The sequence below is a fragment of the Streptomyces sp. 4F14 genome (assembly GCF_048159485.1).
Taxonomy (GTDB): domain Bacteria; phylum Actinomycetota; class Actinomycetes; order Streptomycetales; family Streptomycetaceae; genus Streptomyces.
Map to the genome: position 1 here is coordinate 1 of NZ_JBLRVY010000031.1, position 25,711 is coordinate 25,711.

General features: G+C 70.0%; 24 protein-coding genes. 10 read left to right on the top strand and 14 right to left on the bottom strand.

Annotation, left to right across the window (positions count from 1 at the left end; genetic code table 11):
• Positions 1-141: 141 nt before the first annotated feature.
• From ACLZOT_RS39270 to ACLZOT_RS39295, 6 genes are read right to left on the bottom strand one after another with little or no spacing between them, the layout of a single operon-like run.
• Positions 142-1,140: a DMT family transporter gene (locus ACLZOT_RS39270; protein ID WP_416973962.1), complete on the bottom strand. Its 999-nt coding sequence runs from the start codon at positions 1,138-1,140 to the stop codon at positions 142-144.
• A gap of 30 nt (positions 1,141-1,170) precedes the next feature.
• Positions 1,171-2,397 carry a kynureninase gene (gene kynU / locus ACLZOT_RS39275; RefSeq protein WP_416973963.1) on the bottom strand — a complete coding sequence of 409 codons (1,227 nt, stop codon included), beginning with the start codon at positions 2,395-2,397 and terminating at the stop codon, positions 1,171-1,173.
• Entirely contained in the window at positions 2,394-2,828 is a 435-nt protein-coding gene (locus ACLZOT_RS39280; RefSeq protein WP_416973964.1) for an ester cyclase, read from the bottom strand. The genes kynU and ACLZOT_RS39280 overlap by 4 nt, the downstream gene beginning before the upstream one ends.
• Before the next feature lie 3 nt (positions 2,829-2,831).
• Positions 2,832-3,338 (bottom strand): adenosylmethionine decarboxylase, encoded by a 507-nt coding sequence (gene speD, locus ACLZOT_RS39285; protein WP_416973965.1) that lies wholly within the window; start codon positions 3,336-3,338, stop codon positions 2,832-2,834.
• Between the two features lie 37 nt (positions 3,339-3,375).
• The gene (locus ACLZOT_RS39290; protein WP_416973966.1) at positions 3,376-4,101 is read right to left on the bottom strand and encodes a 2OG-Fe dioxygenase family protein; all 726 of its coding nucleotides are present in this window, start codon (positions 4,099-4,101) and stop codon (positions 3,376-3,378) included.
• 18 nt (positions 4,102-4,119) lie between these two features.
• Positions 4,120-5,583, bottom strand: a complete 1,464-nt coding sequence (locus ACLZOT_RS39295; protein WP_416973967.1) for a glutamine synthetase family protein — start codon at positions 5,581-5,583, stop codon at positions 4,120-4,122.
• Positions 5,584-6,535: 952 nt separating this feature from the next.
• Here ACLZOT_RS39295 and ACLZOT_RS39300 point away from each other — a divergent pair.
• The 9 genes from ACLZOT_RS39300 (at position 6,536) to ACLZOT_RS39340 (ending at position 15,462) form a co-directional block, all read left to right on the top strand.
• Positions 6,536-7,477: a hypothetical protein gene (locus tag ACLZOT_RS39300; protein WP_416973968.1), complete on the top strand. Its 942-nt coding sequence runs from the start codon at positions 6,536-6,538 to the stop codon at positions 7,475-7,477.
• A 56-nt stretch (positions 7,478-7,533) separates the two neighbouring features.
• Complete coding sequence (locus ACLZOT_RS39305; protein WP_416973969.1) at positions 7,534-8,313, top strand: TenA family transcriptional regulator; 780 nt, start codon at positions 7,534-7,536, stop codon at positions 8,311-8,313.
• A gap of 116 nt (positions 8,314-8,429) precedes the next feature.
• On the top strand, positions 8,430-9,371 hold the full coding sequence (locus tag ACLZOT_RS39310; RefSeq protein WP_416973970.1) for an aminotransferase class IV: 942 nt from the start codon (positions 8,430-8,432) through the stop codon (positions 9,369-9,371).
• Positions 9,355-10,734 (top strand): hypothetical protein, encoded by a 1,380-nt coding sequence (locus ACLZOT_RS39315; RefSeq protein WP_416973971.1) that lies wholly within the window; start codon positions 9,355-9,357, stop codon positions 10,732-10,734. Before ACLZOT_RS39310 ends, ACLZOT_RS39315 begins: the two co-directional genes overlap by 17 nt.
• A gap of 53 nt (positions 10,735-10,787) precedes the next feature.
• Positions 10,788-11,909 carry an o-succinylbenzoate synthase gene (gene menC / locus ACLZOT_RS39320; RefSeq protein ID WP_416973972.1) on the top strand — a complete coding sequence of 374 codons (1,122 nt, stop codon included), beginning with the start codon at positions 10,788-10,790 and terminating at the stop codon, positions 11,907-11,909.
• Positions 11,906-12,574 carry an RraA family protein gene (locus tag ACLZOT_RS39325; RefSeq protein WP_416973973.1) on the top strand — a complete coding sequence of 223 codons (669 nt, stop codon included), beginning with the start codon at positions 11,906-11,908 and terminating at the stop codon, positions 12,572-12,574. Before menC ends, ACLZOT_RS39325 begins: the two co-directional genes overlap by 4 nt.
• Entirely contained in the window at positions 12,571-14,076 is a 1,506-nt protein-coding gene (locus tag ACLZOT_RS39330; protein ID WP_416973974.1) for a M81 family metallopeptidase, read from the top strand. The genes ACLZOT_RS39325 and ACLZOT_RS39330 overlap by 4 nt, the downstream gene beginning before the upstream one ends.
• Complete coding sequence (locus ACLZOT_RS39335) at positions 14,067-14,699, top strand: nitroreductase (RefSeq protein WP_416973975.1); 633 nt, start codon at positions 14,067-14,069, stop codon at positions 14,697-14,699. The genes ACLZOT_RS39330 and ACLZOT_RS39335 overlap by 10 nt, the downstream gene beginning before the upstream one ends.
• Complete coding sequence (locus ACLZOT_RS39340) at positions 14,671-15,462, top strand: thioesterase family protein (protein WP_416973976.1); 792 nt, start codon at positions 14,671-14,673, stop codon at positions 15,460-15,462. Before ACLZOT_RS39335 ends, ACLZOT_RS39340 begins: the two co-directional genes overlap by 29 nt.
• Positions 15,463-15,479: 17 nt before the next feature.
• Here the strand turns inward: ACLZOT_RS39340 and ACLZOT_RS39345 are convergent, their stop codons facing one another.
• Positions 15,480-18,272 carry a non-ribosomal peptide synthetase gene (locus ACLZOT_RS39345; RefSeq protein ID WP_416973977.1) on the bottom strand — a complete coding sequence of 931 codons (2,793 nt, stop codon included), beginning with the start codon at positions 18,270-18,272 and terminating at the stop codon, positions 15,480-15,482.
• Between ACLZOT_RS39345 and ACLZOT_RS39350 the strand changes: the two genes are divergently transcribed.
• Positions 18,271-18,414: a hypothetical protein gene (locus ACLZOT_RS39350; protein WP_416973978.1), complete on the top strand. Its 144-nt coding sequence runs from the start codon at positions 18,271-18,273 to the stop codon at positions 18,412-18,414. The genes ACLZOT_RS39345 and ACLZOT_RS39350 overlap by 2 nt on opposite strands.
• Here ACLZOT_RS39350 and ACLZOT_RS39355 read toward each other — a convergent pair.
• The 7 genes from ACLZOT_RS39355 to ACLZOT_RS39385 form a co-directional block, all read right to left on the bottom strand.
• A complete protein-coding gene (locus tag ACLZOT_RS39355) occupies positions 18,384-19,151 on the bottom strand; it encodes a thioesterase II family protein (protein WP_416973979.1) in 768 nt (255 codons plus the stop codon). The two genes, ACLZOT_RS39350 and ACLZOT_RS39355, sit on opposite strands and share 31 nt — an antisense overlap.
• Complete coding sequence (locus tag ACLZOT_RS39360; RefSeq protein WP_416973980.1) at positions 19,144-20,775, bottom strand: PhpK family radical SAM P-methyltransferase; 1,632 nt, start codon at positions 20,773-20,775, stop codon at positions 19,144-19,146. Before ACLZOT_RS39360 ends, ACLZOT_RS39355 begins: the two co-directional genes overlap by 8 nt.
• Positions 20,776-20,930: 155 nt before the next feature.
• Positions 20,931-21,368 carry a DUF2000 family protein gene (locus ACLZOT_RS39365; RefSeq protein ID WP_416973981.1) on the bottom strand — a complete coding sequence of 146 codons (438 nt, stop codon included), beginning with the start codon at positions 21,366-21,368 and terminating at the stop codon, positions 20,931-20,933.
• A 125-nt stretch (positions 21,369-21,493) separates the two neighbouring features.
• Entirely contained in the window at positions 21,494-22,672 is a 1,179-nt protein-coding gene (locus ACLZOT_RS39370; protein ID WP_416973982.1) for a pyridoxal phosphate-dependent aminotransferase, read from the bottom strand.
• Between the two features lie 29 nt (positions 22,673-22,701).
• Positions 22,702-23,697 (bottom strand): DMT family transporter, encoded by a 996-nt coding sequence (locus ACLZOT_RS39375; RefSeq protein ID WP_416973983.1) that lies wholly within the window; start codon positions 23,695-23,697, stop codon positions 22,702-22,704.
• A gap of 170 nt (positions 23,698-23,867) precedes the next feature.
• Positions 23,868-24,719: a helix-turn-helix domain-containing protein gene (locus ACLZOT_RS39380; protein WP_416973984.1), complete on the bottom strand. Its 852-nt coding sequence runs from the start codon at positions 24,717-24,719 to the stop codon at positions 23,868-23,870.
• Between the two features lie 148 nt (positions 24,720-24,867).
• A complete protein-coding gene (locus tag ACLZOT_RS39385; protein ID WP_416973985.1) occupies positions 24,868-25,710 on the bottom strand; it encodes an alpha/beta fold hydrolase in 843 nt (280 codons plus the stop codon).
• Between the last annotated feature and the right edge of the window lies 1 nt (position 25,711).

The following is a 25,711-nucleotide window of genomic DNA, read 5'->3' on the forward strand; positions in this document are numbered from 1 at the left end:
CGACACCCGCGGCCTCGGCATCAGGATCGCGGCACGGGGCTCGGCAGCCGGGTCGCTGGCCATGCACCTGCTGGACACGGGCCACTCCGCGTGAGGTGACGGTCGGGGTCGGTTTCCGCGGGCTGGGGCAGGCAAAGGCGCCTAGCGATCGGTCGCCCGGGAAGGCTCGTCCTCCCCGGAGCGGGACGCGGGCTGTGCAGTGGCCTCCTCCGGTGGGCGCAGGACAGGTGCCCGGCGTTGTCTGGCCGCGGCGACCGCGAGGCCGGCTGCGATGAGGGCGGCGCCCACGAGGTGGTAGCCGTGGATGCGTTCGTCGAGGAAGAAGAAGGCCAGCACGGCCCCGAACACCGGCATCAGGTGCAGGAACTGTCCGGCGCGGGCCGCGCCGAGGAGTTCGGCGCCGCGGTTGTAGCAGAAGTAGCAGAGCAGGGAGGGGACCAGGGCGACGTACACCACCGCGGCGACGGAGCCGGCGGTCAGGGGCAGGGAGCGTCCGGAGGCCGCTTCGGCGGCGGCCAGGGGGGCCAGCATGAGGGAGCCCAGGCCGAACAGGACGGTCAGCAGGCTCAGCGGGTGGACCGAGGGGCGCCGGCGCAGCAGTGCGGTGTACAGGGCGTAGCTGATCACGGCGAGGAGGATCCAGCCGAGTCCGCCGCCGAGCGCGAGCGCGCCGGTGTCGAAGGGGCTGCCCTGGGTCACGACCACCCACACGCCGGCCAGGGAGACGACGAGGCCCGCCAGTTGGAGGAGTTGGGGGCGTTCGTGGAAGAGGGCGAAGACGAAGACCAGGATGAGCAGGGGGACGACCGACTGCATGAGCAGGGCGCTGATCGCGGTGGTGGTCTGGAGGCCTTCGTAGACGAGCGTGTTGTAGGCGGCCACGCCGGTGGCCGCCAGCAGCAGTACGGTTCCTTTGTGCTGGACCAGCACCGGCAGGTCGCGCCGGAGCCGGGCGGCGGCGAAGGGGAGCAGGATGAGGGTGGCGGTGAGCCAGCGGAAGAACGCCAGGTTCACTGGGGGAACGGTGGCGTGCGTCAGCCGGCCGACCACGAAGTTGCCGGACCAGCCGGCCGAGGCGAGGCAGAGCAGCAGTACCGGAGACCGGTAGATCCAGGAGAACACCGAACGGACCCTCAGCACTGCCGCCCCTTCCTTGTTCCTTGCCCTGTGTTACGGCTGATCCTCCGCCGGGTCCCCGGGAGCGTCGGCGAGGATCCGTTCGAGTGCCGTAACGCTGTCCCAGACGTCAACATAGCGAACGAACAGCGGCGACAGTCCGAAGCGCAGCAGGTCGGGTACCCGGAGCTCGGCCATGTATCCCTCCGTGGCGAGCCTCTCGACCAGCCGCCGGGCGGCCCGGTGGCGCAGGGCGACGTGGCCTCCCCGGTGGGCCGGGGTGCGTGGGCTCAGTACGGAGCAGCCGTGCGGAGCCAGACGTTCACCGGCGAGTTCGATGAACAGTTCGGTGAGCGCGGAGGACTTGGCGCGTACGAGCGCCGGGTCCGCCCTGGCGGTGAGCGAGATGCCCTCGTCGAGGGCGACGAGGCTGAGCAGGGGTGGGCAGCCGGTGGTCAGCCGGCCGATGCCGGGGGCCGGACGGTAGTCGGCCTCGAAGGAGAACGGGGCCGCGTGCCCAAGCCATCCGGTGATCGGCTGTTGGATGTCGGGCAGGAGCCGGGTGGAGACGTACAGGTAACCCGGCGCCCCGGGGCCTCCGTTGAGGTACTTGTATCCGCAGCCCACGGCGAGGTCGGTGTCGTCGGTGTCCAGGGCGAGGGGGACCACACCGGCGCTGTGGGACAGGTCCCACAGGACGAGCGAGCCGACGGCGTGCGCCCGCTTGTTGATCTCGTTCATGGGCAGGATCCGGCCCGTGCGGTAGTCGACGTGGCTGAGCACCACGACGGCCACGTCCTCGTCGAGGGCGTCCGGGATCGTATCGGCGTCCACTCTGGTGACCTGGGCGCCGGGGTGGACATGGTGGGCGACCCCGTCCGCGATGTAGAGGTCGCTCGGGAAGTTGTCGTGGTCCGTCAGGACGGTTCTCCGGCCGGACTGGAGCTGGAGGGCTCCGCAGAGCAGTTTGAAGAGGTTGACGGAGGTGGACTCGCCGACCACGACCTGGCCCGGCGCCGCGCCGACGAGGTGTCCGATGCGGTCCCCGACCGTGGTGGGCAGGTCGAGCCAGCCGTGGGTCCACCAGGCGGCGTTCATGTCCTGGTGCCATTCCTGGCGCACCGTCCGGGAGAGGCGGTCCCAGGTGGACTTGGGGGGCGCCCCGAGCGAGTTGCCGTTGAGGAAGACCCGGTCGTCGGGGAGGTCGAACTCGTCGCGGAAGGCGGCGAGTTCGTCCTGTGCGTCCAGGGCCTCGTAGAACGGCCGGCCGCGAGTCGTCATGCCGTTCCCGTGAGTTGCTGCATCAGGTCGTACATGTCCTCGTTGTGCCACCACTCGACCAGGAGGTCGTGTTCGAAGCGCATGATGTCGATGCCGGTGAGGGTGACGCGGCGGCCGGTGCCCGGTATCCCCGAGAGCACGCCCAGGTGGGTGCCGGAGGAGTTGTAGCGGGCGACGATCTTGTCGCCCTCGATGATGATGTCCTCGATGACGAACTTGTAGTCGGGGAACGCCTGGTGCCAGTCGAGGGCCATGGAGATGTGGCCGCTCTTGGTGTTGGGGAACGCGTCGATGGGCCGGTGGTCGAAGAAGCCCTCGGCCAGTACCCGGCCTCCCGCGGGGTCGCCCGCGTTCCAGAGTTCTCCGATCCAGATGTCCTCGTAGACGCGCCGCATCAGCTCGTGTCGCGCGTCTTCACCGCGGGTGGGCATGTCTCACCTTTCGGTCAGGTCGGCGGCTTGCAGGGAAAGGGGGTCGGCGGGGTCCAGGGGCCAGCCCGCGGGAAGTTCCGGGCCGTAGTCGCCGGGGGTCGGGATCAGGGCGCCGCGGCCCCGGACGAGTTCCTGGGCGATGATCCGCTCGGGCTGGAACCCGGCCTGGAGCACCGGTATCGCCTTGTTCGGCTCGGCCGCTCCGCACATGAAGAGGTCGACCGCGGCGAACTGGTACTCGGGCCAGCTGTGCACGCTGATGTGGGACTCCGCGAGGACGGCGACGCCGGAGACGCCCCCGCCCCGGCCGAAGTGGTGCACGTGGACGTAGAGGAGGAGGGCCCCCGCCGCCTGTGCGCAGTCGCGCAGCACGGTCTCGGCGTGGGCGGGGTCGTCGAGCCGGCTGGCTCCGACGAGGTCGGCGAGGATGTGGGTGCCGGCGCCTTGTTCCCCGCCGGGAAACGGGGCGGGGGTCACCGGAGGCGGTCCGGGGGGAGTGTGAGGGCTCACCGAGACCTCCTTCGCAGGTCGGTGGTCGGCGCGGGCGTCATCGGGGGTTGAGCGAGAATCCGCAGACGTCGCGCGTGGCGCGGTCGGCGTTCTCGGCGACGAGGACGGGGGTGACGTCGTGCAGGCAGCGCGGGTCCTCGAAGACGACCGTGTCGAGCGGCTCCTCCAGTTCGAGTTCGCGGTAGACGTCGCCGTGGAGATCGGCGAACTTGCTGCGGCCGCCGGTCGCTTCGCTGCGGCGGATGAGCGTGATGGAGGTGAAGGCGTGGCCGTCGTGGTGCATGCCTTCTGGTGCCGGGTAGCCGGGCCGGTCCGGGCCGGCCAGGATCCGCATCAGGTGCACGCCGATCTCCCAGGAGCGGGCGGAGGCGACGCGGTCGGGCGGGAGGACCGCCAGGACGTCCCACATGAGCTGGATCAGGAACGGGTTGGCGCGGGTGCGGACGGCCAGCGGTTCGAACTTGCGGTGTACGCCGCCCGCGTAGGGGTTGAGTTCGGTGTCCTGGAAGAAGGCCCTGTCCTCCAGTGTCTCGACGCGTCGCTCCCGCATGTCCAGCGCGAAGAGACCGAGTCGCCGCTGCCGGAAGACGTAGTCCGTCTTCAGCCACTGGTCGTCGGCGAGGTCCTCGAAGTCCTCGGCGAGTTCGCGCAGGCCACGGCTCAGCGTCTCGCCGATCGCCGCCTGCCCGGACAGCAGGACCACCGGATCGTCGGTGAATCGGTCCGGCGCCAGGGCGCCGAAGAGTTCGGTGTGGGTCGTCATGCTCGTTTCCCCCGGTCGTCAGGGCGTGTAGTCGAGGTAGGTGTCGAAGTCCCATGAGGTGGTGGTGGCCAGGAACCGCTCCCATTCGTCGCTCTTGAGACCTGTGTACGTGGTGTACAGCCGACCCGGCAGAGCGCCGCGTACGACGGGGTCGGCCGCCAGGGCCGCCAGGGCGTCGCCCAGATGCGCGGGCAGCCGGGCCAGGGTGTGGGCACCGGTGCCGGAGGGGCTGTCCGCCACGTCGTAGGCATTCGCCGCGAGCGGCTCGCCGGCGTCCAGTTGCCTGGTCAGTCCGTCGTCCGCCGCCGCCAGGAGCCCCGCCGCCATGAGGTAGGGGTTCGTCATGGCGTCGGCGACCCGGAACTCGAAGCGGTCGGGCGCGGAGACCCTCAGGGCGCAGGTGCGGTTCTGGTAGCCCCAGTGGGCGGTGAACGGTGCCCACAGCCCGGCGTCCCACATCCGGCGGTAGGAGTTGACCGTCGAGCAGGCCAGCGCGGTCAGTGCGGGCAGGTGGGCCACGATGCCGCCGATGGTGTGCCGGCCCACGTCGCTCAGTCCTGTGCCGCCGGCCTCGCGCAGGAGGAGGTTGGTTCCGCCGGTGCGGTGGGTCCGTACCCCCGGTGCGGAGGTGCTCGTGCCGAGGTCGAGTTCCTCGTCCTGCCCGCCTTGCCAGACGGAGAGGTTGTGGTGGCATCCGGAGCCCGAGTAGCCCAGGAAGGGTTTGGCCATGAAGCAGGCGACGAGCCCGAGTTCCCGCGCCACCTGGCGGCAGATCTGCCGGTAGGTGGTCAGCCGGTCGGCGTTGCGCAGCGGGTCGTCGTAGGTGAAGTTGAGTTCGAGCTGTCCCGGGGCGTCCTCGTGATCGCCCTGGATCATGTCCAGTCCCAGCGCCCGGCCGTACTCGACGACGCGGAGCATCACCTCGCGCAGTTCCTCGAACTGGTCGATGTGGTAGCAGTTGGGCTTGGTGACACCGACCAGTGCGCCGTTCTCGCGGCGCAGCCACAGCATCTCCGGCTCGGTGCCGATCCGCAGGTGCATGCCGTGGTGTTCGGTGAACGCGGCATGGGACCTGGCCAGGTTCCCCCGGCAGTCGGCGTCCAGGTAGGCGCCCGGTTCCTCCTCCTCGTCCCTGTTGCGGAACAGGCGGGCGAAGACCCGCGCGGTCCTGCCGTCCCAGGGCAGTTGGGCGAACGTGTCCGGTTCGGGCAGGGCGATCAGTTCGGACGCCTCGGGTCCGTATCCGATGTACCGGCCGACGCGGTTCATCGCGACATTGGCGGTGGAGCCGTAGACGAGTTGTACGCCGCGCTCCGCGACCCTTTCCCAGTGCGCGGCGGGTATCCCCTTTCCGACGACACGGCCGGTGGCGGTGACGTACTGGACATAGATGTACTTGATGCCGAGCGAATCTATGAGTTTGCGTGCATGGCCAATCCCGTCGTCCCTTCCTGGAGCGTTCAGGAAGTCATCGATATCCACGTGGATCGCCTTCCAGGTTCTTCTGGACTCTCGCCGGAGCAGGACCCACTCGGCCGACCGGTGGGCATGGGGAACCGGCGTCTTCAGGCCAGGAGCAGGCTTACACATGACGCCGCTATGACGTGCCTGTGAGGCACTTGGAGACGGGAGCTTCTCGGTGCGTCCCTCTAATTTCGTACCACCAGCCACTCGGTTCCCGTCAACAGCGGTTCACCGGGCGATGCGAAGTTGGCCGGATCGCGTGACGCGGCGGAACGCCTTGACGCGCCGGGCGGGACGGGGCGCATGCAGGGGATTCATGGCGGCCGTGACGTGCGGGCAATAGTCGTTCATGGCCGGTTCTTTTCCCTGACCAGCCGCAGCGGGTTCACTGCCCGGTTTTATTGAACCAGGTACTCCGACCGGTTTTTCACTGTACGGACCGCTGGCCAATTTCGTGGTGCGATGTGAGCCATTCCGTTTCACGGCACCTGCGGGCGGAACAAGGGAATTCGATCTCCCGGCATTCAGCGCCCTTCCTGGGGAAACGCGGTAACTCGGCCGCCGACGGCCGGGAAGATCCAGGCCGGCTCATTCATGGCCGGAAACCCGCAGCCATGCGGAAGCCGATCGACCGGTTCTGCCGCGACAGGCCCCAGGGGCCTGCCTCGGGACCCACTTGTTCCACCAACACCCCGCCCGGGTGCGGTAACACCGCATTTCGGCAGTTCTTCGCACTCGGCAAGTGCCGCGCCGCAGGTGACGGAGCTTCACCGGGACATCGGGGAATGATCGGATTTACGGAAATCACGGCAGAGCCGGCGTGCGGTCGCCGACGGCAATCAGCCAAGGCGGACCTGCAATATTGTCCAAGCCTGACCCAAACACCTAGGCTCACCCCAGCGGGCAGTCCGGTCAAAACCCGAGACCCGCAAGGAAACCCGAAAGATCTGCGCTCAGACTCGGGAGACCCATGAAATCTGCCAATAAGATCACCTTACTCGATGTGACGCTCCGTGACGGCGGATACGTCAACAGCCATTCCTGGACCGTCGGACAAGCGCAAGGGGTGGTCCGTGCCTGCGAAGCGGCGGGGGTACCGTTCACAGAAGTGGGATATCTGCGTCCGTCCCGGCACGGAGATGACACCGCACCCTCCGCCTCCTGTTCTCCCCGGTATCTGGAGGCTCTCCAGAGCGAAGCCGAAACCGGCACCGGACTCGTCGTCATGGCCCACGCCAAGGACACCTCCCCTTCCGACTTGGCAGGGCTGGCACGCTTCGGCGTCCGACTGGTCAGAATGCCGGTCGCGCCCTACAGCGTCCAGGAACTCGCCCCGTACGCCGCAGCGGCACAGGACGCGGGAATGAGATTCTCCGTCAATCTGATCCGCATCAGCGAACTCTCCGAGCAGGACATTCTCTCCGCCGCACTGGAAGCAGAGAAAATATCGGCAGACGTCTTCTATCTCGCCGACTCAAACGGCAGCATGTTCCCGGACGGCGTCTCCGGGATCACCCGGCACGTACGGGACACCGTATCGATCAAACTGGGCTTCCACGCACACGACGGCCTCAGTCTGGGTTTCGCCAACGCTCTCGCCGCAATGGACAACGGCTTCGAGTACATAGACGCCTCCCTCTGCGGGATGGGCAAAGGCGGCGGCAACCTGGCCCTCGAACTCATCTCCGCGCACCTTCGTTTCCGCCAGCTCTGCGATGTCTCGGTCACCCCGCTCGTCGACTCCGCGGTCAGCCTCCTGACCCCATGGAAGGGTGATCAGATCCTGTCCCGATGCGAGTCGATCGTCAGCGGAATACTCGATCTCAATCTGGAGAATCTGGCCGAGATCAGGAGCGCAGGATCAAGCAGCACACTCTTTTCGATGCTCGACAGTGCGGCTGCCCCCTGCTGATTTCCTCCAGCACGGCCCTTCCATGAACACTGAATGCTCATCTCCGAGGAGCAACCATGTCCGACAGCGCATTCGTCGACGAACTCGAAAGCGTCATTGCCGAGCGAAAAAAAATGACCAGTCCGCTCTACCAGACGATCCTCGGTGGCAAAGCCACCCGGCGCCTGCTGGAGACTTTCGTCATCCAGCGCTGGCCGATCAAGAGCTGGTGGACCCGCAACCTCATGGGCGTCGGCATGCGCGCAGACGACCTGGACCTGCGCCGCTCCTTCATCGAGAACGCGTACGAGGAGGAGACCGGCGGCCTGACCCGCTCCAAGCGGCACGTCGAAACCTTCGAAGACTTCGGGAAGGCGGTCGGCGTCGACCCGGCCTCGCTGCCCGCGGCAGAGCTCTTTCCCGAGACTGTCGCGGTCATCGAGCACAACAAGAACGCCTGCAACAACACCAACGTCCACTTCACCGTAGGCGCCGCGTCGGTGCTTCTCCTGATGGAGGGCCAGCCGCCGATCACCAACCCCGCGGGCCACAGCATGATGGCCGTCATGCGGGACGTGTACAAACTTCCGCGCTGGGGCTACGAGTTCTTCGTCCACCACGCGTCCAGCGACGCCGACCAGGAAGGGGTGAGCGAGCTGGAGGACGAGCACACCGAGCCGTTGCGCGAACTGCTGATCCGCTACTGCGACACCCCGCAGCGCAGGCAGGACGCCAAGGACAGCCTGCGCCAGGCCATCGAACTGCGTCACCGTCACTTCGACGCGATCCTCAGCCACGCCTACGACCCCGGCGAGCCGGTCTTCGTCTACTCCGGCGACGAGGGCGACAGCCACTGACGGTCGACTCCCCCGGTACGGGGCGCGACGCCTGAATCCGCACAAGGGCCACAGGACACGTGCCCCGTACCGGGTCGCCCGAGACGCACGCCCGCGGACTTCCGAGCAAAGGCCAGGTGGTAGCAGTCTTTCCGCACGTATTCTTCCGCGACCAGTGGGTCACCCGAGACGAGGCCCAGGTACCGATCGGCAGCCTGGCGATGCGCTACGGCCTGTCCGTGTTCGAGGGCGTCCGTCTCTACGCCCCGGACGGCTCCGGCGCCCCCGAAGGACGTGCCCGGCCGTTTCTTCTCCAGGAACACCTGGACCGCATGGCGACGTCACTACGCCTCATGCGCTTCCCCGACCCCGGCCTGCACCAGCTCCCCGAAGTCATCGACGAGTTGATCGACCGCAACGGCATCGACAGGGACGCGTACGTACGGATCGCGGCCACCCCCCTCAACTCGGGTCAGCTCGCCGACCCGGCTCTGCCCGAACTGAGCGTGACGGCCTCTGCGATGGACCGCAAACGATGGCTGGCGAACAATCTGGGCATGGACCTGTCGATCAGCCGCCGGCAGCGAGGGTCGAGCGAGGTCCACCCGCCGAACGCCAAGAACATCGCCAACTACGCGGGCCCTCGGCTCGCCTGGCAGGAGGCGCGGGAGGCGGGCTTCGACGGCTGCGTCCTGACCAACCGCCATGGCCGGCTGTCCGAGGCACCGACCGCGGCCCTCTTCCTGGTTCACGACGGCGTGCTCAGCACCCCCGCCCTGTCGGAGGACGTGCTCCCCGGCATCACCCGCGCCTGGGTGCTGCGCACCGCATCGGCCCAAGGCGTACCGGTCCGCGAGACCACGCTGTCGGCCGAGGACGCCTACCGCGCGGACGAGGCGTTCCTGTGCGGCACGGGTCTGGAGTTCGCCCCCGTGCATTCCTTCGACCGCCGCTGGTTCTCCCCGCACGGACACCGGCCGGGCCCCATGACCCGGGAACTCGTCGCCGAGTACTTCCTCCAGGCACGCGAGCGGGCGCGGCGACCGCACCGGGAGGTGGCCGATGGCAGCCCCCGCTGAGCCCGGACCGGGGCTGATCGACTGGCGCACCACCCTGGACGTCGGCGCCCGCCTGGCCGCCGTGGCCGAGGACGGCCGGCTCACGGACGCGATCCGGCAGGCCGAGGACAGCATGCCGGTGTTCCGCAACCGCGCCTACCCGCTCTCCCCGTTGCCGCTCTTCGTCCGGGCCGAGGCGGCCACCCGCGTCGCCCGGCGATTGGAGGAGTACGTACACCTGCTGCGCAAGGCTGCCCTGCTGTACCTGGACGACGCCGGGGTGCGGCGCTGGTACGGTCTGCCGCCCGCCGTCGAGGCGCTGATCGACGCCGAGGCACACGGTCGCGGCCCGGAGCGGACCGAGGTGGGTGTCTGCCGGCTCGACGGCTACCTGGAACGCGACGGTGAGCGGCTGCGGATCCTGGAGAACAACGCCGACGCCCCCGCGGGCACGCTCTTCACGCCCCGTATCCACGAAGTCGTACGTTCCGTGCTGGACACGGTCGGGATCGCGGTCCCCGCGCACGCCGGCGGGGCCGTCCCGCGTGACGACGCGCTGCTCGACGCGGTCGCACCGGCGCTCACGGCCGCGCGCCGCCAAGGCCGTACTCCCGTGCTGGCCGTCCTCCAGCCGAGCGGGGCGGCGAACCGGGAGAGCGCGGAGATGGCCGCGGTCTTCCGGAAGCGGGGCATCGACGCCTTCGTCGCCGACCCCCGCCAGGTCTCACCCTCCGGCGGCCGGGCCCGGGTGGGGCAGCAGGCTGTGGATGCCTGCTGGAACAAGGTCAACACCGTCGGCTGGCAGCGCCTCGCGCAGGACGACCCCGGGTTCCTCGACCGCTGGGCGCGGATCCTGCGGGAGACGGACCTCCACCACGTCAACTCCTTCCTCGCCCGGTACGCCGCCGAGAGCAAGCTCACCCTGGCCCTGGTGCAGGAACCGGCCTTCGCCGCACTGTTCGACCCGGCCGAACGGCGGCTCGCCGCGGACCTGCTGCCCTGGAGCCGACGCCTGGAGCCCAGCGGTGGGCCGCTGCCGGAGCAACTCCTGGCCGAGCAGCACGCGTACGTGCTCAAGGAGCTGTACGACATCCGCGGTGACGGCGTGATCATCGGTGCCGCGGTGAGCCGGAGCACCTGGGCCGAAGCGGTCGGCCGGACGGTGAAGCAAGGCGGCGTCGCGCAGCGGTACGTTCCACCCGCCTCGTACCCGGTGATACGCGCCGGCACCGGCCCGCGGGTGGTCACCATGCCCGTCAGCTTCGACACGTACCTCATCCGCGGCACCGTCGCCTTCCACGGCTCGAAGGCGAGTCTCCAGCCGCGGGTCAACATCTTCCAGGGCGGCCAGAAACTGTCGGTCCACGTGACCGCGAGCGAGTAAGGGCTCCGATGAACGATTCGGGTACGAGGGCCACGACGGCAGAACCTCTGGCCATGACCATCGACAGAATCAGGCTCCGGCTGGTGACGGCCCGGCTGGCCCACCCTTTCGAGAACCGGTGGCAGCGCTACCACACCTGGACCAAGCTCCAGGTCGAGGTGGACGGCGGGGGCGAAGGCGCCCAGAGCACTGGGCGGTCCGAGTGCAGCGCGATGGAGACGCCGTTCTACAACTACGAGACGATCGAAACGGCCTGGTACGTCATCGAGCGATACCTCGGTCCGATGCTCCTGGCCGAGGGCGTCAGCGACCCTCGGGCCTGTCTGCGGGTGTGGCGGGAGGTCAACGGCCACGAGGAGGCCAAGGCCGCGGTCGAGACCGCGCTGTGGGACCTCCAGGCCCGGCTGAGGGGTCGTCCGCTCTGCGAGGAGGTGGGCGGAAGCGTGCGGCCGGTCCCGGCCGGCGCGACGGTCGGCATCGAACCGACCGTCGAGGAACTGGTCGAGAGCGTCGCGAGGTCGGCACGGGCCGGGTACCGCCGGGTCCGTCTGAAGATCAGGCCCGGCTGGGACCGGTTGCCGATCCGTGAGGTGGTCCGGGCCTTCCCCGGCCTGCCGGTGATCGCGGACGCGAACGCGGCGTACGACGAGACACACCTGGAGCATCTGACGAGTCTGGAGGAACTGGGCATGCACGCCCTGGAACAGCCCTTCCCACGCCATCTGCTACAGACCACGGCCGAGTTGCAGAAGCGCATGAACACCCCGATCTGCCTGGACGAACAGGTCCACTCGCTTCGAGAGGTACGGCAGGCGGCCGAAGCGGGCGCCTGCCGGATGGTGAACATCAAGGTCGGCCGGGTCGGTGGCATCGGCGAGGCCGTGCGCATCCACGACTTCTGCGCCTCGGCAGGCATCCCCGCCTTCGTCGGCGCCAAGTGGGACCAGGGTGTTGCCCGCTGGACCAACATCGCCGTGGCGACGCTGCCGAACATGACCGAGGCGAGCGACGTCGGCCCCAGTGAAACGTACTACCTCGACGACGGCGCCGAACCCCGGGTGGCCTTCCGCACGCCGGGCTTCGTCCTGCCGGGGACCGGCCCCGGAACGGCCGTCGAGCCGACCGGGACGCTCACGGTGGAACGGCAGACGGAACTGACAGGAGCCGGACGGTGACCGGGGTGGCCGGGGCGGACGTCGAAGCCCTGCGCGTTCACGGCACCAGCGCGGTCAGCGACGCTCTGGACACACTGGGCCAGGGCGGCACCGGACTGCCAGGACTCCTGAGGATGTCCGGCACGGGCCCGGTCGCGGGCCCCGCCTTCACGCTGCGGTACGAACCCGTCGAGCCCGGCGCACCGGGCCCGGCCGGGGAATTCATCGACGACGTCCCGCCTGGCGCGGTGGTCGTCGTGGCGAACGACGGGCGCACCGGCTGCACCGTCTGGGGCGACCTCCTCACCTCCGCGGCCCTGCGGCGCGAGATCGCCGGTACCGTCATCGACGGGGTGTGCCGGGATGTCGGAGCCATCAGGGAGAGCGGCTATCCGCTGTGGAGCCTGGGGAGTTACATGAAGTCCGGCAAGCACCGCGTGCGGCTCACCGCGGCGCAGGAGCCGGTCGTCCTGCGTGGGGTCCGGATCGCACCGGGCGACGTGGTGGTCGCCGACGACGCCGGCGCCCTGATCGTGCCGGCCGCGCTGGCGGGCCCTGTCGCGGAGAAGGCCCTCGGCGTGACGCTGGCCGAGGAGGGGATCCGCGCCGACATCGCGGCCGGCCTGCCTCTGGCCGAGGCCCGCAGGCGGCACCGCTACGACTCCTTCGGGCTGGCGTCCCGGTGAGCCGCCCCGAGCCGCGGGCGGCGGTCGGGGGACTGGTCCACGAGTCCAGCACCTTCATGGTCGACCATCTCGGCACCGCCGGCCTCGCCGACTTCTCCCGGCATCGCGGTGCGGACCTGCTCGCCGAGTTCACCGGCACCGCCACGGTCACCGGCGGGTATCTCGACGCGTGCGCCGCTGCCGGGGCCCGCGTCCGTCCGGCGAGCCACGCCCGCGCCGAGCCGGGCCCGGCGGTCGGCGAGGACGTGTACCGGGAACTGGAAGGGGAACTGCTGGCGGGGCTGCGCACGGCCGGGGACTGCGACGTGGTGCTGCTCGACCTGCATGGTGCGGGGGTCGTCGCCCCGGACCGCTCGATGGACGTGGCGGTGCTGCGCGCCGTACGAACGGTGCTGCCGTATGCCGTGCTGGCCGTCACCATGGACCTGCACGCCAACGTGCCGACGGAGCTGCTGTCCCTCGCGGACGTGGTGACCGGGTTCCACGAGTACCCGCACACCGACGCCGCCGACCGCTCGCGCCTTGCCGGTGAGCTGGCGTTCGACGCCGCCCGGGGGGCCGTCGTGCCGGTACTCGGGCAGCGCAGGCTGCCGATGCTGCTGCCGCCCTCGCCGACCGTCGCCGGGTCGCCCGCCGGTGAACTACGCGACGTGGTGCGGGAGATCGAGCGGCGTTCCGGGGTGCTGGCCTGCACGGTCTTCCACGGCTTCCCTTACGCGGACACCGAGCAGGCCGCCGCAAGCGTAGTCACGGTCACGGACGGCGATCCCTCCCTCGCGCAGAGGTGCTGCGACGAGGTCGCCGACTGGCTGACAGCCCACCGGGAACGGTTTCGCACCACACCCCTCGCGCCCGGCAAGGCCCTGCGCGAAGCGCTCGCGGGTGGCCCCGGCACGGTCGTCGTCGGTGACGGCAGCGACAACCCCGGCTGCGGCGGCACCGGCGACAGCACCTATCTCCTGCGAGAGCTGCTCGAAGTGCCCGAGCCCACCTGCTTCGCCACCTTGTGGGATCCGCAGACCGTGGCAGCGGCAATCGCGGCGGGCGTCGGGGCCACGCTCCCGGTCCGGCTGGGCGGACGCCACGACTGGGCGAGCGGACCGCCGGTGGAGGCCGAGGCGACGGTACGCGCCCTCACCGACGGAGTGATCGTCCAGACCGCGATGCGGCGCGGCAAACGGGCCGACTTCGGCCCCTGCGCCCGGCTCACCGTCGGGACCTGCGACGTCGTCGTCGCCTCTCAGCGCCGCCAGGTCCTGGATCCGGAGATCTTGCTGCTGCACGGCTGCGCCCCGGAGCGCTATCGGATCGTGGCGGTGAAATCCGTCAGCCACTTCCGAGCCGGTTTCGCGGGCGTGACCGACCGGATGCTGGTGGTGGACGCCCCCGGCCCCACCGCCCGCACCATCGAGCACATTCCTCGCCGCGGCCCCACGCGGCTGCTGTGGCCGATGTCGGCATCGCCCGAGGCCACTGCCGCCGGGAGAGATCCATGGACGTGATGACCACGGTACTGACCCGGCGCAGCGTCCTGCGGCTGACCGAGCCGGGGCCGGACGACGGCACTCTCCTCGAACTCGTCGAGGCCGCCTCGACCGCCCCCGACCACGGACGCCTCGCCCCCTGGCGCCTGATCCTGATCCGCGGACAGGGTCGCGAGCGGCTCGGCGCGGCCCTGGCGGAAGGCGCCCGCGACCGCCGGGCCCATGAGCGGGCCCGCGGCAAGCCGCTGCGCGCCCCGCTGCTGGTGACCATCGTCTTCCGCCCCCGGCTGCCGCACCCCAAGGTGCCGGAGTGGGAGCAGCTGGCCGCCACGGTGTCCCTGGTCCAGACCCTGCACCTGCTGCTGCACAGCCGAGGCTGGGGGGTGATGTGGCGCACCGGTACCGCGGTGGACTCGCCGGCTGTGCGCGAGTGCCTCGGCATCAGCGGCGGTGAACGTCTCCTCGGCTGGCTGTACATCGGCACGCCGGACCGCCGGGTGGCCCCCGCCCCGAGGCGCCGGATCGACGTACGGGAGCGGGTCAGCGTCCTCGAACCGGGTGACAACAGCAGGTGTCTCCCGCAGCAGCCTCCGAGAGCCGAGGATGGCGTCCATGAACGCGTACTACGAGGGCGACGATGACCGCGGGTTCCAGCCCACCAAGCACACCCAGGGCCCCTGGGACCCGGAGTTCCAGCACTTCGGGCCTCCCGGGGCGTTGCTGGCCAGGGAGATCGAGCGCTGCGCCGCCGGGACCGGCGGCGAGGGGATGTCCCTGGGACGCATCACGTACGACATCCTGGGACCCCTCTCGCTGCGGGGGCCGCTGACGGTCCGCGCCCGGGTGGAGCGTCCCGGCCGGCGCGTGCTGTTGGTGCGTGGCGAACTCGTCCAGGACGGCCGGCCGGTGGTGTCCGCCGCCGCGTGGGCCCTGAGGCCCGCCCCCGACGACGTCCGGGCCGTCGGCACGCGCGATCACCCGTCACACGCACTGCCCGGCTCCGGCGCCACCGCGGTGCCGCCGGACACCTGGGTGTGCGGCTTCCTCGACTCCGTCGAATGGCGCTTCGTCCGCGGAGGCTACGGCGAGCCCGGCCCGGCCGTCGTCTGGCTGCGGCCCCGGGTTCCTCTGGTCGAGGGCGAGCCGATGTCACCGCTCCAGCGGACCGTGCTGTCCATCGACTCGGCCAACGGGATCAGCGCCGAACTGGACATCGGGACCTGGGGCTTCGTCCCGCCCGAACTCACGGTGCACCTGCTGCGCCCGCCGACCGGGGAATGGGTCTGTCTGGACGCCGCCACCGCCGTGGGGCCAGGACTCCCCGGACTCACCACGGCGACCCTCTACGACGCCCAGGGCCCGATCGCCCGCTCTCACCAGACCCTGCTGATCCACCGCCGCTGACGCCGGGGCCGCCCCTGTCAGCCGCGCACCGAGCGGACGCGGTCGGCCAGCAGGGCCGGGGTGGCCGCCTCGAACAGGTCCTTCGCGGACAACGGCACCCCAAGGGTGTCGGACAGCGCCGCCATGGCTGCGGTCGCCAGCAGGGAGTGACCGCCGAGCGCGACGAACTGGTCGTGCGCCCCGATCCCGCTGACACCGAGCACGAGTTCCCACTCGGCGACGACGGCCCGCTCAAGGTCGTCGCGCGGCGCGACGTACGGCGTGAGGAGGTGGGGCCTGTCCTCGGGGACGGTGACGGCGCGCAGGGCGGCCCGATCGGTCTTGCCCCCCGGGGTCAACGGGAGCTGGTCATGGGCGAGGAAGACGGACGGGATCATGTGCTCCGGGAGCCGTTCGCCGAGGAAGACGCGCAGTTCCTCGACGGACAGGGGGTCCGTCCCGGTCACGGCGATGTGCGCCACCAGCCGCTGATCGCCTCGCGACGCCTCGTCCGCGCGCGCCTCGACCACGGCGTCCCGCACCCGGTCGTGCCGGACGAGCGACGCCTCGATCTCCCCCGTCTCGATCCGGAAGCCGCGCACCTTGACCTGGTGGTCCAGGCGTCCCAGGAACTCCACCGTGCCCTCCGGGAGATGCCGCACCCGGTCCCCGGTGCGGTACATCCTCGCGTCGGGGGTCTGCGCGAACGGGTCGGGCAGGAATCGCCGCGCGGTCAGTTCGGGCCGGTTCCAGTACCCCGCGCCGACACCCGCGCCGCCGATGTACAGCTCCCCGGGCACGCCCGGCGGCACCGGCTCACCGCGCTCGTCGAGCACGTACATCCGCTGGCCGGGCAGCGGTTTGCCCCACGGCACCGTGGTGCGCAGGGTGTCGTCCTCGGTCACCGGGTGGGCGGTGGTGGTGAAGGACGCCTCGGTCATCCCGGCGAAGTTGAAGGCCCGGCTGCCGGGCGCGAGGTCGGCCAGCATCCCGGGGACCTCGGGCGGGAACCGGTCGCCGCCGAGCCCGATCGTGCGCAGCCCCGGCGGCAGCCCGCGTCCGGTGGTGTACGCCTCGTCCAGCGCGCCCCGGAACAGCGCGGGGGTGGAGCTCCAGACGGTGAGGCCGGCGCGGTGCGCGAGGTCGAGCAGCCGGGCCGGATCGGTCGCCTCGTCCTGCTCGGGGATCACCAGGCAGCCGCCGGAGATCAGGGTGGCGAGCACATCGAACGCCGACATGTCGAAGGTGGGCGACGACGCCTGGAGCAGCCGTGTGGCCGAATCCAGCCGCAGCCTGCTCACCAGTGATCGCATGGTGTTCAGTACGCCGCGGTGGGTGTTGACGGCGCCCTTCGGCAGCCCGGTGGACCCGGAGGTGTAGATGATGTAGCACGGCGAGTCCGGGGTGGTTCCGGCATCGAACGGCTCGACGTCGTCGCCGCCTCGCCCGGCGTCCAGTGGCAGCGTCGTTGCCGGGCCGCTGCCCAGCAGCTTCGCGGAGTGCTCGTCGGTCAGCACCACGGGCGCCCCGGCGTCGGAGAGCATGAACGCCAGCCGTTCCGCCGGGTATGCCGGGTCCAGCGGCACCCAGGCCGAGCCCGCCTTGAGCACGGCGAGGACACCGACGACGACGTCCACCGAACGACGCGCGCAGATGCCGACGACCTGCCCCGGCCCCGCCTGATGATCCGTCAGCGTCCTGGCAAGGTGCTCGGCGCGGCGGTCCAGCTCGCCGTAGGTGAGGAGAGTGCCGCCGCAGAGTGCGGCGGGGGCATCCGGCGCGATGCGTGCCTGCTGGGCGATCACGTGATGCAGGCAGTCCTCGGTGGACGCGATCGGTCCCGTGCGGTTCCACTCCTGGAGCACCAGGTGGCGTTCCGTCGCGGTGAGCAGCGGCAGGTGCGACAACGGGGTGGCGGGGTCGGTGGTGGCAGCGGCGAGCAGGAGAGGGTAGCGGGCCGCCAGCCGCTCGGCGGTGATCGGTTCGAACAGCTCCGGGGCGTACTCCAGGACGCCGTCGAGACCGCCGTCCGGCCGGGGTTCCAGCACCAGCCGCAGTTCGTGGGGCGAAGCGGCATGGGGCAGCCGGAGCGCGGTCAGCGGGAGGGTGCCCAGCGCGTCCGGCAGCAGCCGTCGTTCGCGGACGGTCAGGGCCACCGCGGCGGATGATCCAGGGTCTGTGTCCAACGCTCGTAACAAGGTACGGAACCCGGGGTCCGTCCCGGTGTCCGCACGGCTCGTCCAGGATCCGCAGGCCACCGTGGTGACGGCTCCGGCGCCGAGCCGGGACAACAGGGCGTGCAGCCCGGCCAGCAGCACGGCATGCTCGTCGGTGCCGGCCTCCTCGGCCAGGGCCCGCAGGGCGGACACCGTGCCGGGCGGGACGTCGAACGGCACGGTGGCGGCGATGCCCGTGAGTGCCGACGGGCGGGGCCAGTCCGTGGGCAGCGTGCCGGACGGCACTGCGGCAGGCCCCGCCTCCGTGGGCGGCGGCGCCGAACGAACGGGGCGCCGGTCGGGACGGCCATAAGCGGCGCACAGGTCACGCAGGAGCAGCCCGAACGAGGTCTCGTCCCACTGTGCCCGAGACGCGGCGGCGGTCAGCACGGTGCCGTCCGGCACCAGCAGCAGCCGTAGCCTCAGCAGGCCGCCGTCACCCGGGCCACCCGACTCCTCCGCGAGGATGTGCCGCACCGCCTCCTCGCGTTCGGCAGCGAGGACACCTCGCAGGTCGAGGACGGACAGGCGGGCGTCGGCGGCGCAGGCACGCAGCGCCGCCGGGTCGACCGGTCCGGGCACGCGGCCGGCTGCGGCCCATACGCCGTACGGCATGGGAGAGGACGAGGGCGCGGGGGCGGCGGCTGGCATCCGGAACATCCCTTCTCCCACCGCGATCGTCGGCGGGCCCTGGCTGGTCGAGGAAGGCGGGCGGGCCATGCGGGCCTACGGGCGGGCCGCGTCGGAGGGGGCCTGAGTGAACTCGGCCGTCAGCCGGGCCAGGTAGGGCCGTTCGCGCCCGCGGAAGAAGAAGTGGCCGCCGGGCAGCCGGTGCAGCCGGAAGTCCTGGGGGTTCTCCCGCCGCCAGGACGCCAGCCCCGCCGGTGTCGTCGAGGTGTCGGCGGCGCCCGCATAGACCCGGACCGGGCACTCCAGCGGCCGTCCGGCCCCGTACCGGTACCCGGCGAGCAGCGTCAGGTCGGAACGCAGGACCGGCAGGACAGCCTCCATCAGCGGGCGGTCCGCGAGCGCCTGCTCGTCCATGCCGCCGAGCCTGCGCAGTACGTCGACCAGTTCGTCGCCCTTCAGGTCGTCCCGCTGGACGGCGGTCGCCGTCGGGGCATCCCAGGACGACACCACCAGCGCGATCGGCGGACGGCCGTCGCGGGTCAGCGTGCGCGCGATCTCCAGGGCGCTCACCGAGCCCATGCTGTGCCCGTACACGGCGGTCGGCCGCTCCGGCAGCCCGCCCAGAGCGGCCGTCACCTCGTCGTGGACCTCGTCGAGCGAGGCCGCGAACGGCTCCCCGTAGCGGGTGCCGTGGCCCGGCGGCTCGACGGCGGCCAACTCCGCGTACGGCGGCAGCAGAGCAGCCCAGGGCCGGTAGAACGCGGCAGAGCCGCCCGCCGGCGGCAGGCACAGCAGGCGTATCCGGGCGGCGGGCCGCAGACACCAGACGCGCAGCGGGCCGCCCCCGGTCTCCCGGCTACGCACGAACGGCTTCCGCTCCGGCCAGGTCACGCACGATCGCGTCGATCTCCTCGTCGGAGTCGGTCCGATCGGTGCCCAGCCCCTTGATCACCAGACGGGTGGCGGTCCGGGTGAACCGGATGATCTCCGCCATGCTCATCCCCTGCGACAACAGATAGGGGATGCACCAGATGCTCAGCCCGTACAGCGGCATGAGCGCCGGCCCTTGGACCCTGCGGATCAGTTCGGTCTTCCACTCGGCTGCTTCCTGCCAGCTCATGGTGGCGTGCCGCCAGGAGTAGCCGCTGCCCTCGATGCCGTACTGCTCCCGCTGTTTCTCGATCGGGGCGAGGACGTCGTGGTAGTAGAGCTGGACGTTGTAGAAAGTGGGCTGGGTCCGGTTGAGGAAGTCGATGGTGTTGGTGACGCTCTCCTCGTTCTCGCCCGGGAAGCCCAGCACGATGGAGGCGAGGGTGACGATGCCGCGCCGGGTGAGTTCCCTGATCCCGTACTCGTAGCGGTCGGTCCGCGCGAACTTCGTCATGTTCTTGAGGATCCGCTGGTCGCCGGACTCGATGCCGAGGAAGACCCCGACGCATCCGGCCTCGGCCATCAGGTCGAACGCCTCGTCGTCGGCGTTGGAGCAGCGGAAGAAGGACACCCAGCTCAGATCGAACCTGTTCTCGATCATCATCCGGCAGATCTTCTTGAACCGGGGCAGGGGCACGTTGAAGGTGTCGTCCACGAAGATGATGTTGCGCAGGCCGTGGTCGCACAGGTAGCGCAGTTCGGCCTCGATGGTGGAGACATCACTCAAGGTCAGCGGCCCGGCCATGGCCGGGTAGTTGCAGAAGGCGCAGCCGAAGGAGCAGCTGCGGGAGGTGCGCATGTAGGTGGTCGGCGTGTAGTAGTCGGAATCGAACAGCGACCAGTCGACGGCGTTCTCGTCGAGATCGTTGCTCTCGACCATGGGCAGTGTGCGCAGCATGCGTCCGCGTGGCTGCTCCGGGTCGCGGTAGATGAGGTTGGGGGTGCGGCTCAGGTCACCGTTCTTGTCGCGCAGCGCGGCCAGTACGGAGGCCAGGGTGTCCTCCCCCTGGGCGGAGTCGATGTAGATGTCCGCGCCGATCGCCCGGAGCAGGACGTCCTGGACCCGTTCGGGCTGCCCTGCGCAGAGGTTGTGGACCCGCGGCCCGCCCACGACGACCGGAACGTCCGGGTTGTGCTCCCGTACGAACCTGATGATCTGCCGGATCGGTTCGTCATCGACGTAGTAGGTCGTGGTGATCGCCACGGCCCGGGGCGAGCGGGCGAGCAGCTCGGCCAGTTGTTCCTTGCCCGTGTTGAAGAAGTTGATGATGTCGACGCCGAAACCCCTGCGGCGCAGGAAGCTGGCGAGGTAGGCCACCCCGAGGCTGGGCATCTCGAACGCCGTCAGATGCGAGGGCCGGCCTGTCATGCGCTCCCGTACGGCGTTGAGCAGGTCCATGTAGGTTCTGCGCCGGTCGCCGAGGAGGACGGAGTTGGTCAGCAGCTCCTGATACGAGCCGGAGGTCGTTTCGAACGCCTTCTGCGCGTAGGCGAAGTCACCGAAATCGACCTCGTTGAAACCGATCAGAATGCAGTCCGGACTGTCTGCATGTGTCACCTGGGTCTCCTGCGTCTGTGGTCCCTGGTGGTGCGTGATGACACGCGGTCGACCGGCGGACGCAGGTCGACGGCGAGACAGCTACGCCGCCGGCCTGCGGCATCGGATCGGACAGGTCTGGACGCCTGATGGTTTCGCGTCGGGCGCCGGACTCGTCAGGAATGCAGGGAAGCGCCCTTGACGACCTTGTCGACCGCCCGGCGGTCGCCGCGCATGGCGAGACCGACCAGATTGAGCTTCTCGGAGGGAACAGCCCGGACCTGCGCCCGGTTGTCCTCGTCGTTGTTGGTGGTGAACAGTTCCTCGGTGTAGACGGCGACCGGGATCTCGCGGCGCAGCGCACGTTCGTGGATCTGACGGAGTTTCTCGCCGTCGGCGGCGAACACCAGCACCGGCTGACGGAACATCGGCAGATACGTCACGCCCGAACCGTCCTCGTACGGCTCACCGGTCACGTCCTCGACCGTGGCAGCGATACCACTGATGGTGAACGCGGTGACGTTGAGCCTCTGCCATGTTTCGAGATCGTCTCGCAGAACCACGGCGATCTTCGTCTCCCAGACCACCGGCGTCGGCGGGTTCTCGTCAGTCATGCGGTGATGCCTCCTCAGATCGTGCAGTGCGGTGCGCATAGGGCTCGGCGCAACACGCACCATGATTCTCTCGGCTCACCGAGCGCGATGTCTTGTACGTTCTTGCCCTTTCGCCGGTCCGCCGGTCACCCCTGGGACGCCGCGTCGGCCAACCGCCGGGCGGCGGCGGCCAGCAGTTCCTCGTTCTTGCAGAACGCCAGCCGCACGAGGTGCCGCCCGGCGGCCTTGTTGTCGTACAGGGCGACGCTGGGGATCGCCGCCACCCCCGTCTCCGCCACCAGCATGCGGCACAGAGCCTGCCCGTCCTCGCTGCCGAAGGAGCGGGCGTCCATCTGGACGAAGTAGGTGCCCTGGCTCGGATACGTCGTGATGCCACCGGCACGCAGACCCGCGACCAGCAGATCACGGCGGTGCTCCAGGCTCTCCCTCAGCCCGTCCACCCAAGGCATGCAGTCGGTCAGCGCCACGGCGACCGCGGCCTGGAGCGGGGTGCCGGTGCCAAAGGTCAGATACTGCTTGACGGTACGGACCGCGGAGACCAGCCGGGCGGGGCCGCAGGCCCAGCCCACCTTCCAGCCCGTTGCGCTGAACGTCTTGCCCGCCGAGGAGACCGACAGCACGCGCTCGCGCATGCCCGGCAGCGCGGCGAGCGGGACGTGGCGCAAGCCGTCGTACACCAGGTATTCGTAGACCTCGTCCGTGACGGCGATCAAGTCGTGCTCGACGCACAGTCGGGCGACGAACTCCAGTTCCTCCTGGTCGAAGACCTTGCCCGTCGGGTTGTGCGGGGTGTTGAGGAGCAGCACCTTGGTGCGCGGGCCGACAGCGCGGCGCAGCGCGTCGGGGTCGAAGGTGAAGCGTGTGCCGTCGTACTCCAGCAGGACCGGTGACCGCCGCACTTGTGCCATGGCCAGGCAGGCACTGTAGGAGTCGTACAGCGGGTCGAAGACGACGACCTCGTCGTCCGGGTCGCACAAGCCGATCAGCGCGGCGGCGATGGCCTCCGTCGCCCCTGCCGTCACGACGACCTCCGTGTCCGGGTCGTAGCTCACACCATGGTCGTCCGCACGCCGCTCGGCGATCGCGGACCGCAGCGCGGGCAAGCCGGTGGCCGGCGGGTACTGGTTCATCCCCCGCGCGATCGCCGAGCGGGCGGCCTCAAGAAGTTCGGGCGGGCCGTCGCTGTCCGGGAACCCCTGCCCGAGGTTGAGCGCCCCGGCGCGCTGCGCCAGGCCGGTCATCTCACTGAAGATCGTCGGGCCGGCGAACTCGCGAAGCCTCGCGGCGATGAACGTGTCGGTCACGGTGCCTCCGATGGCTGTTCAGCGTGCCTTCACAGCGTGGTCTTCCTCGGACGTGGCGACAACCGCCCGCTCACCGCGAGCAGCGCGCCGATCAGCATCAGCAGTGCCCCGGCGCCCTGGGTCCAGTTCAGCTTCTCGTCCAGGAACAGCGCGGCACCGCCCGCGCCGAACACGGGCGACAGGAACATCATCACCGAGGCCGTGGAAGGTCCCACCGCCTGAACGCCGCGGTAGTAGAAGACGTACGCCACGGCCGTCGGCCCTATGGCCAAATAGGCCACCATCACCCAGAAGCCTCCGGACAGACCGCCCCACGCGACCGCGGACATCGAGGGCACCGCGACGACGGCGAGCATCATCGAGCCGCTGACCGTCGCCAGAGCAGTCGCCTGCACCGGGTCCCCCGTGAGCATCCGCTTGGACACCAGGGTGTAGGCCGCCCAGCACATCGCCGCTGCCAGGTAGATCAGGTCGCCCAGGAGCCGCTTGCCGTCCGCGAGGCCGCCGACGCCGAGCAAGAAGACCACCGCCCCGCCGATGCCCAGGGCCAGACCGGCGTTCCGGGCCGTCGAACTGCGCTCCCGCTGGATCAGCACGGTGAAGGCGGTGGTCAGGACAGGCGCGAAGACCGGCACGATGATGCTGCCGTCGATCGACGGCGCCAGTGAAAGTCCCCAGAAGAAGAGCGTGTTGTAGCCGAAGACGCCCAGCGCGCCGGCGAACGCGGTCTTGGCCAGGTCCTTGCCGGTGAGGGAGATACGACTGCGGGTGACGAGCAGCCACCCGAGGAGGGCCAGACCACCGAAACCGAACCTCAGCAGCGCGGCGACCTGATGCGGGACGGTGTCGACGGCCGCCTTCGACAAGGGGAAGGCGCTGCCCCACAAAGCCATGTTGAGGGTGAGCATGGCATAGACCGAGGCACCCCCCTCCGGCCGGCTCCCGTCAGCCGCTGCGCCCTTGTCCGGCGGGCCGTCGGCGGCCTGCGGGTCCGGTGTGCCCTGGGCACGGGTACGTCGTAACACGTAGTTCTTCACTCCTTGTCCTGTGCGGAACCGGTACGCCGAGGCTGAGGCGCGTGGGACCGGGTGCACCCGCTGTCCGCCGTCGTGGACCACGCGTCCTGCGATCTCGGCGTGGTCCCTGTCGGGAGGGCGGGGCGTCCGCCACCGCGCCGCACGCCCAGGTGGTGCCGTTAGCGCTGTCCCCTGGCGCCGACCTTGAACTGATGGGGGGTCACCCCGGTGTAGCGCTTGAACACGCGGTTCAGATGGGCCTGGTCGTAGAAGCCGACTTCACGTGCGATGGTCACCGCACGGGCCCCGTCGGCCAGCAACTGCCGGGCCCGCTTGACCCGCAGCAGGTTCTGGAAGGCGTGCGGCGGCATCCCCAGCTCGGCGTTGAACAGCCGGGACAGCCGGAACGGGCTGACGCAGACGACCCCCGCGAGTTCGGTCAACGAGACCTTCTCCGCGAGCCGGGACTCCAAGTACTCCCGGGCGACGGACACCGCCCGGTTCCCGTCTCTGCGTACCGTCTCGGCCCCCGCCGGGACCGGTTCCGTGTACCGCTCGTACAGCACCTTCGCGAGTTCTGCGAGCAACTCCCCCTGAAGCAGCCCGCCATCGTTGTCCGGCTTCAGCGCGTTGTGCGTACGGTCCAGCAGCGACGCCAGCCGGTCATCCCTGACGAGGGTCTCCCGGAACGTGAGCGGACGGCTCCCCTGGCCTTTTTTCCCGGGCTCTTCGTCATGGAACTGCTCCAGGGCGCCCGCCCCCAGGTACAACACCCTGTACCGATAGCCTTCCGGGTGCGCCAGCCAACCGGTGTGCACCTCACCCGGGTTGATCAGGAACACATCATTCGCCGCAGCGGTATGCGTCTCGCCCCGGTAGAAGAACGAGGCCGCACCGCTGTCCATGAGCGCGACAGTGGCGGCCTCGTGCGTGTGCCGCGGATACTGATGCTGCCTGAAGTGAGCGTGCAGCACCTCGACTCCGTCAACAGGTGGCATCCAGAACATTGATAAGTCCTTGGGTTTGCCCATGAGGCCGACTATAGCGGCACGCCTGCTTCACCTCGCACGACACAAATCCAGCCCTGCGAACCGGCCGAGGCCGCGGCGGGCCGCCCCGCCCGCAACCACCTGCTGTGGCCGGCCCACTCGCAGGGCGTGCCGTCCCTGATGCTCTTCTTCACCCGGGCCAGGACCGCCGGCCTGATCCCGGTACGTCTGTGCCGCGGCCGAAGAAGTCGACGATCGCCGCGTTCACCGCGTCCGGGTTCTCCAAGTGGCCGTAGTGGCCGCAGCCGGTGATTTCCCGGTAGGTGCCGCGGGGGATGGTCTCGGCGACCTCTCGGCCGAGGTGCGGTGGGGTCACCACGTCGTCCGAGAAGGCGAGGATCAGGCACTCGGGCTCGATGCGGCGGTAGTCGTGCAGGCGGCCCGGCAGCAGGTCCATCGCCAGCTGGGAGCGGCTCAGCGACTCGCTGGGCGGGGACATCTCGAAGATGTCCAGCCAGTCGCGGACCGCCTGGTCGTCGCGCAGGGTGCGCGGGGAGAACCAGCGCAGCAGGCTGACGGCCGCCTCGTAGCGGGGCGGCAGCTTGACACCCTGGTCGTAGCGCTCCAGTTCGGCCGCGGCCAGCGCCGCATTCAGGGCGTCCGTACGGCCGCGCGTGCCCATCAGCACGGCCTGGTCGATCAGGTCCGGGCGGGCCAGCGCGACTTCCTGCGCGATGATCGCCCCCAGGGAGAAGCCGACGAGCCGGCAGGGGCCGACGTCGAGGTGCTCGATGAGTCCCACGACGTCGGCGGTCATGTCGGCCAGCGTGAACCCCTCCGGGCACACGTCGGTCGGCGGCACTCCCCGGTTGTCCAGGGTGATCGCGCGGTAGCCGGCGCGGGTGAGCGCGGGCACCTGGTGCGCCCGGAAGGTCCGGCCGCGCGAGCCCGTGCCGGCGATGAGCACGACCGGGTCCCCGGCGCCGTACTTCTCGTAACTGAGGTGGATCCCGTTGATCACGCTGATCGGCATC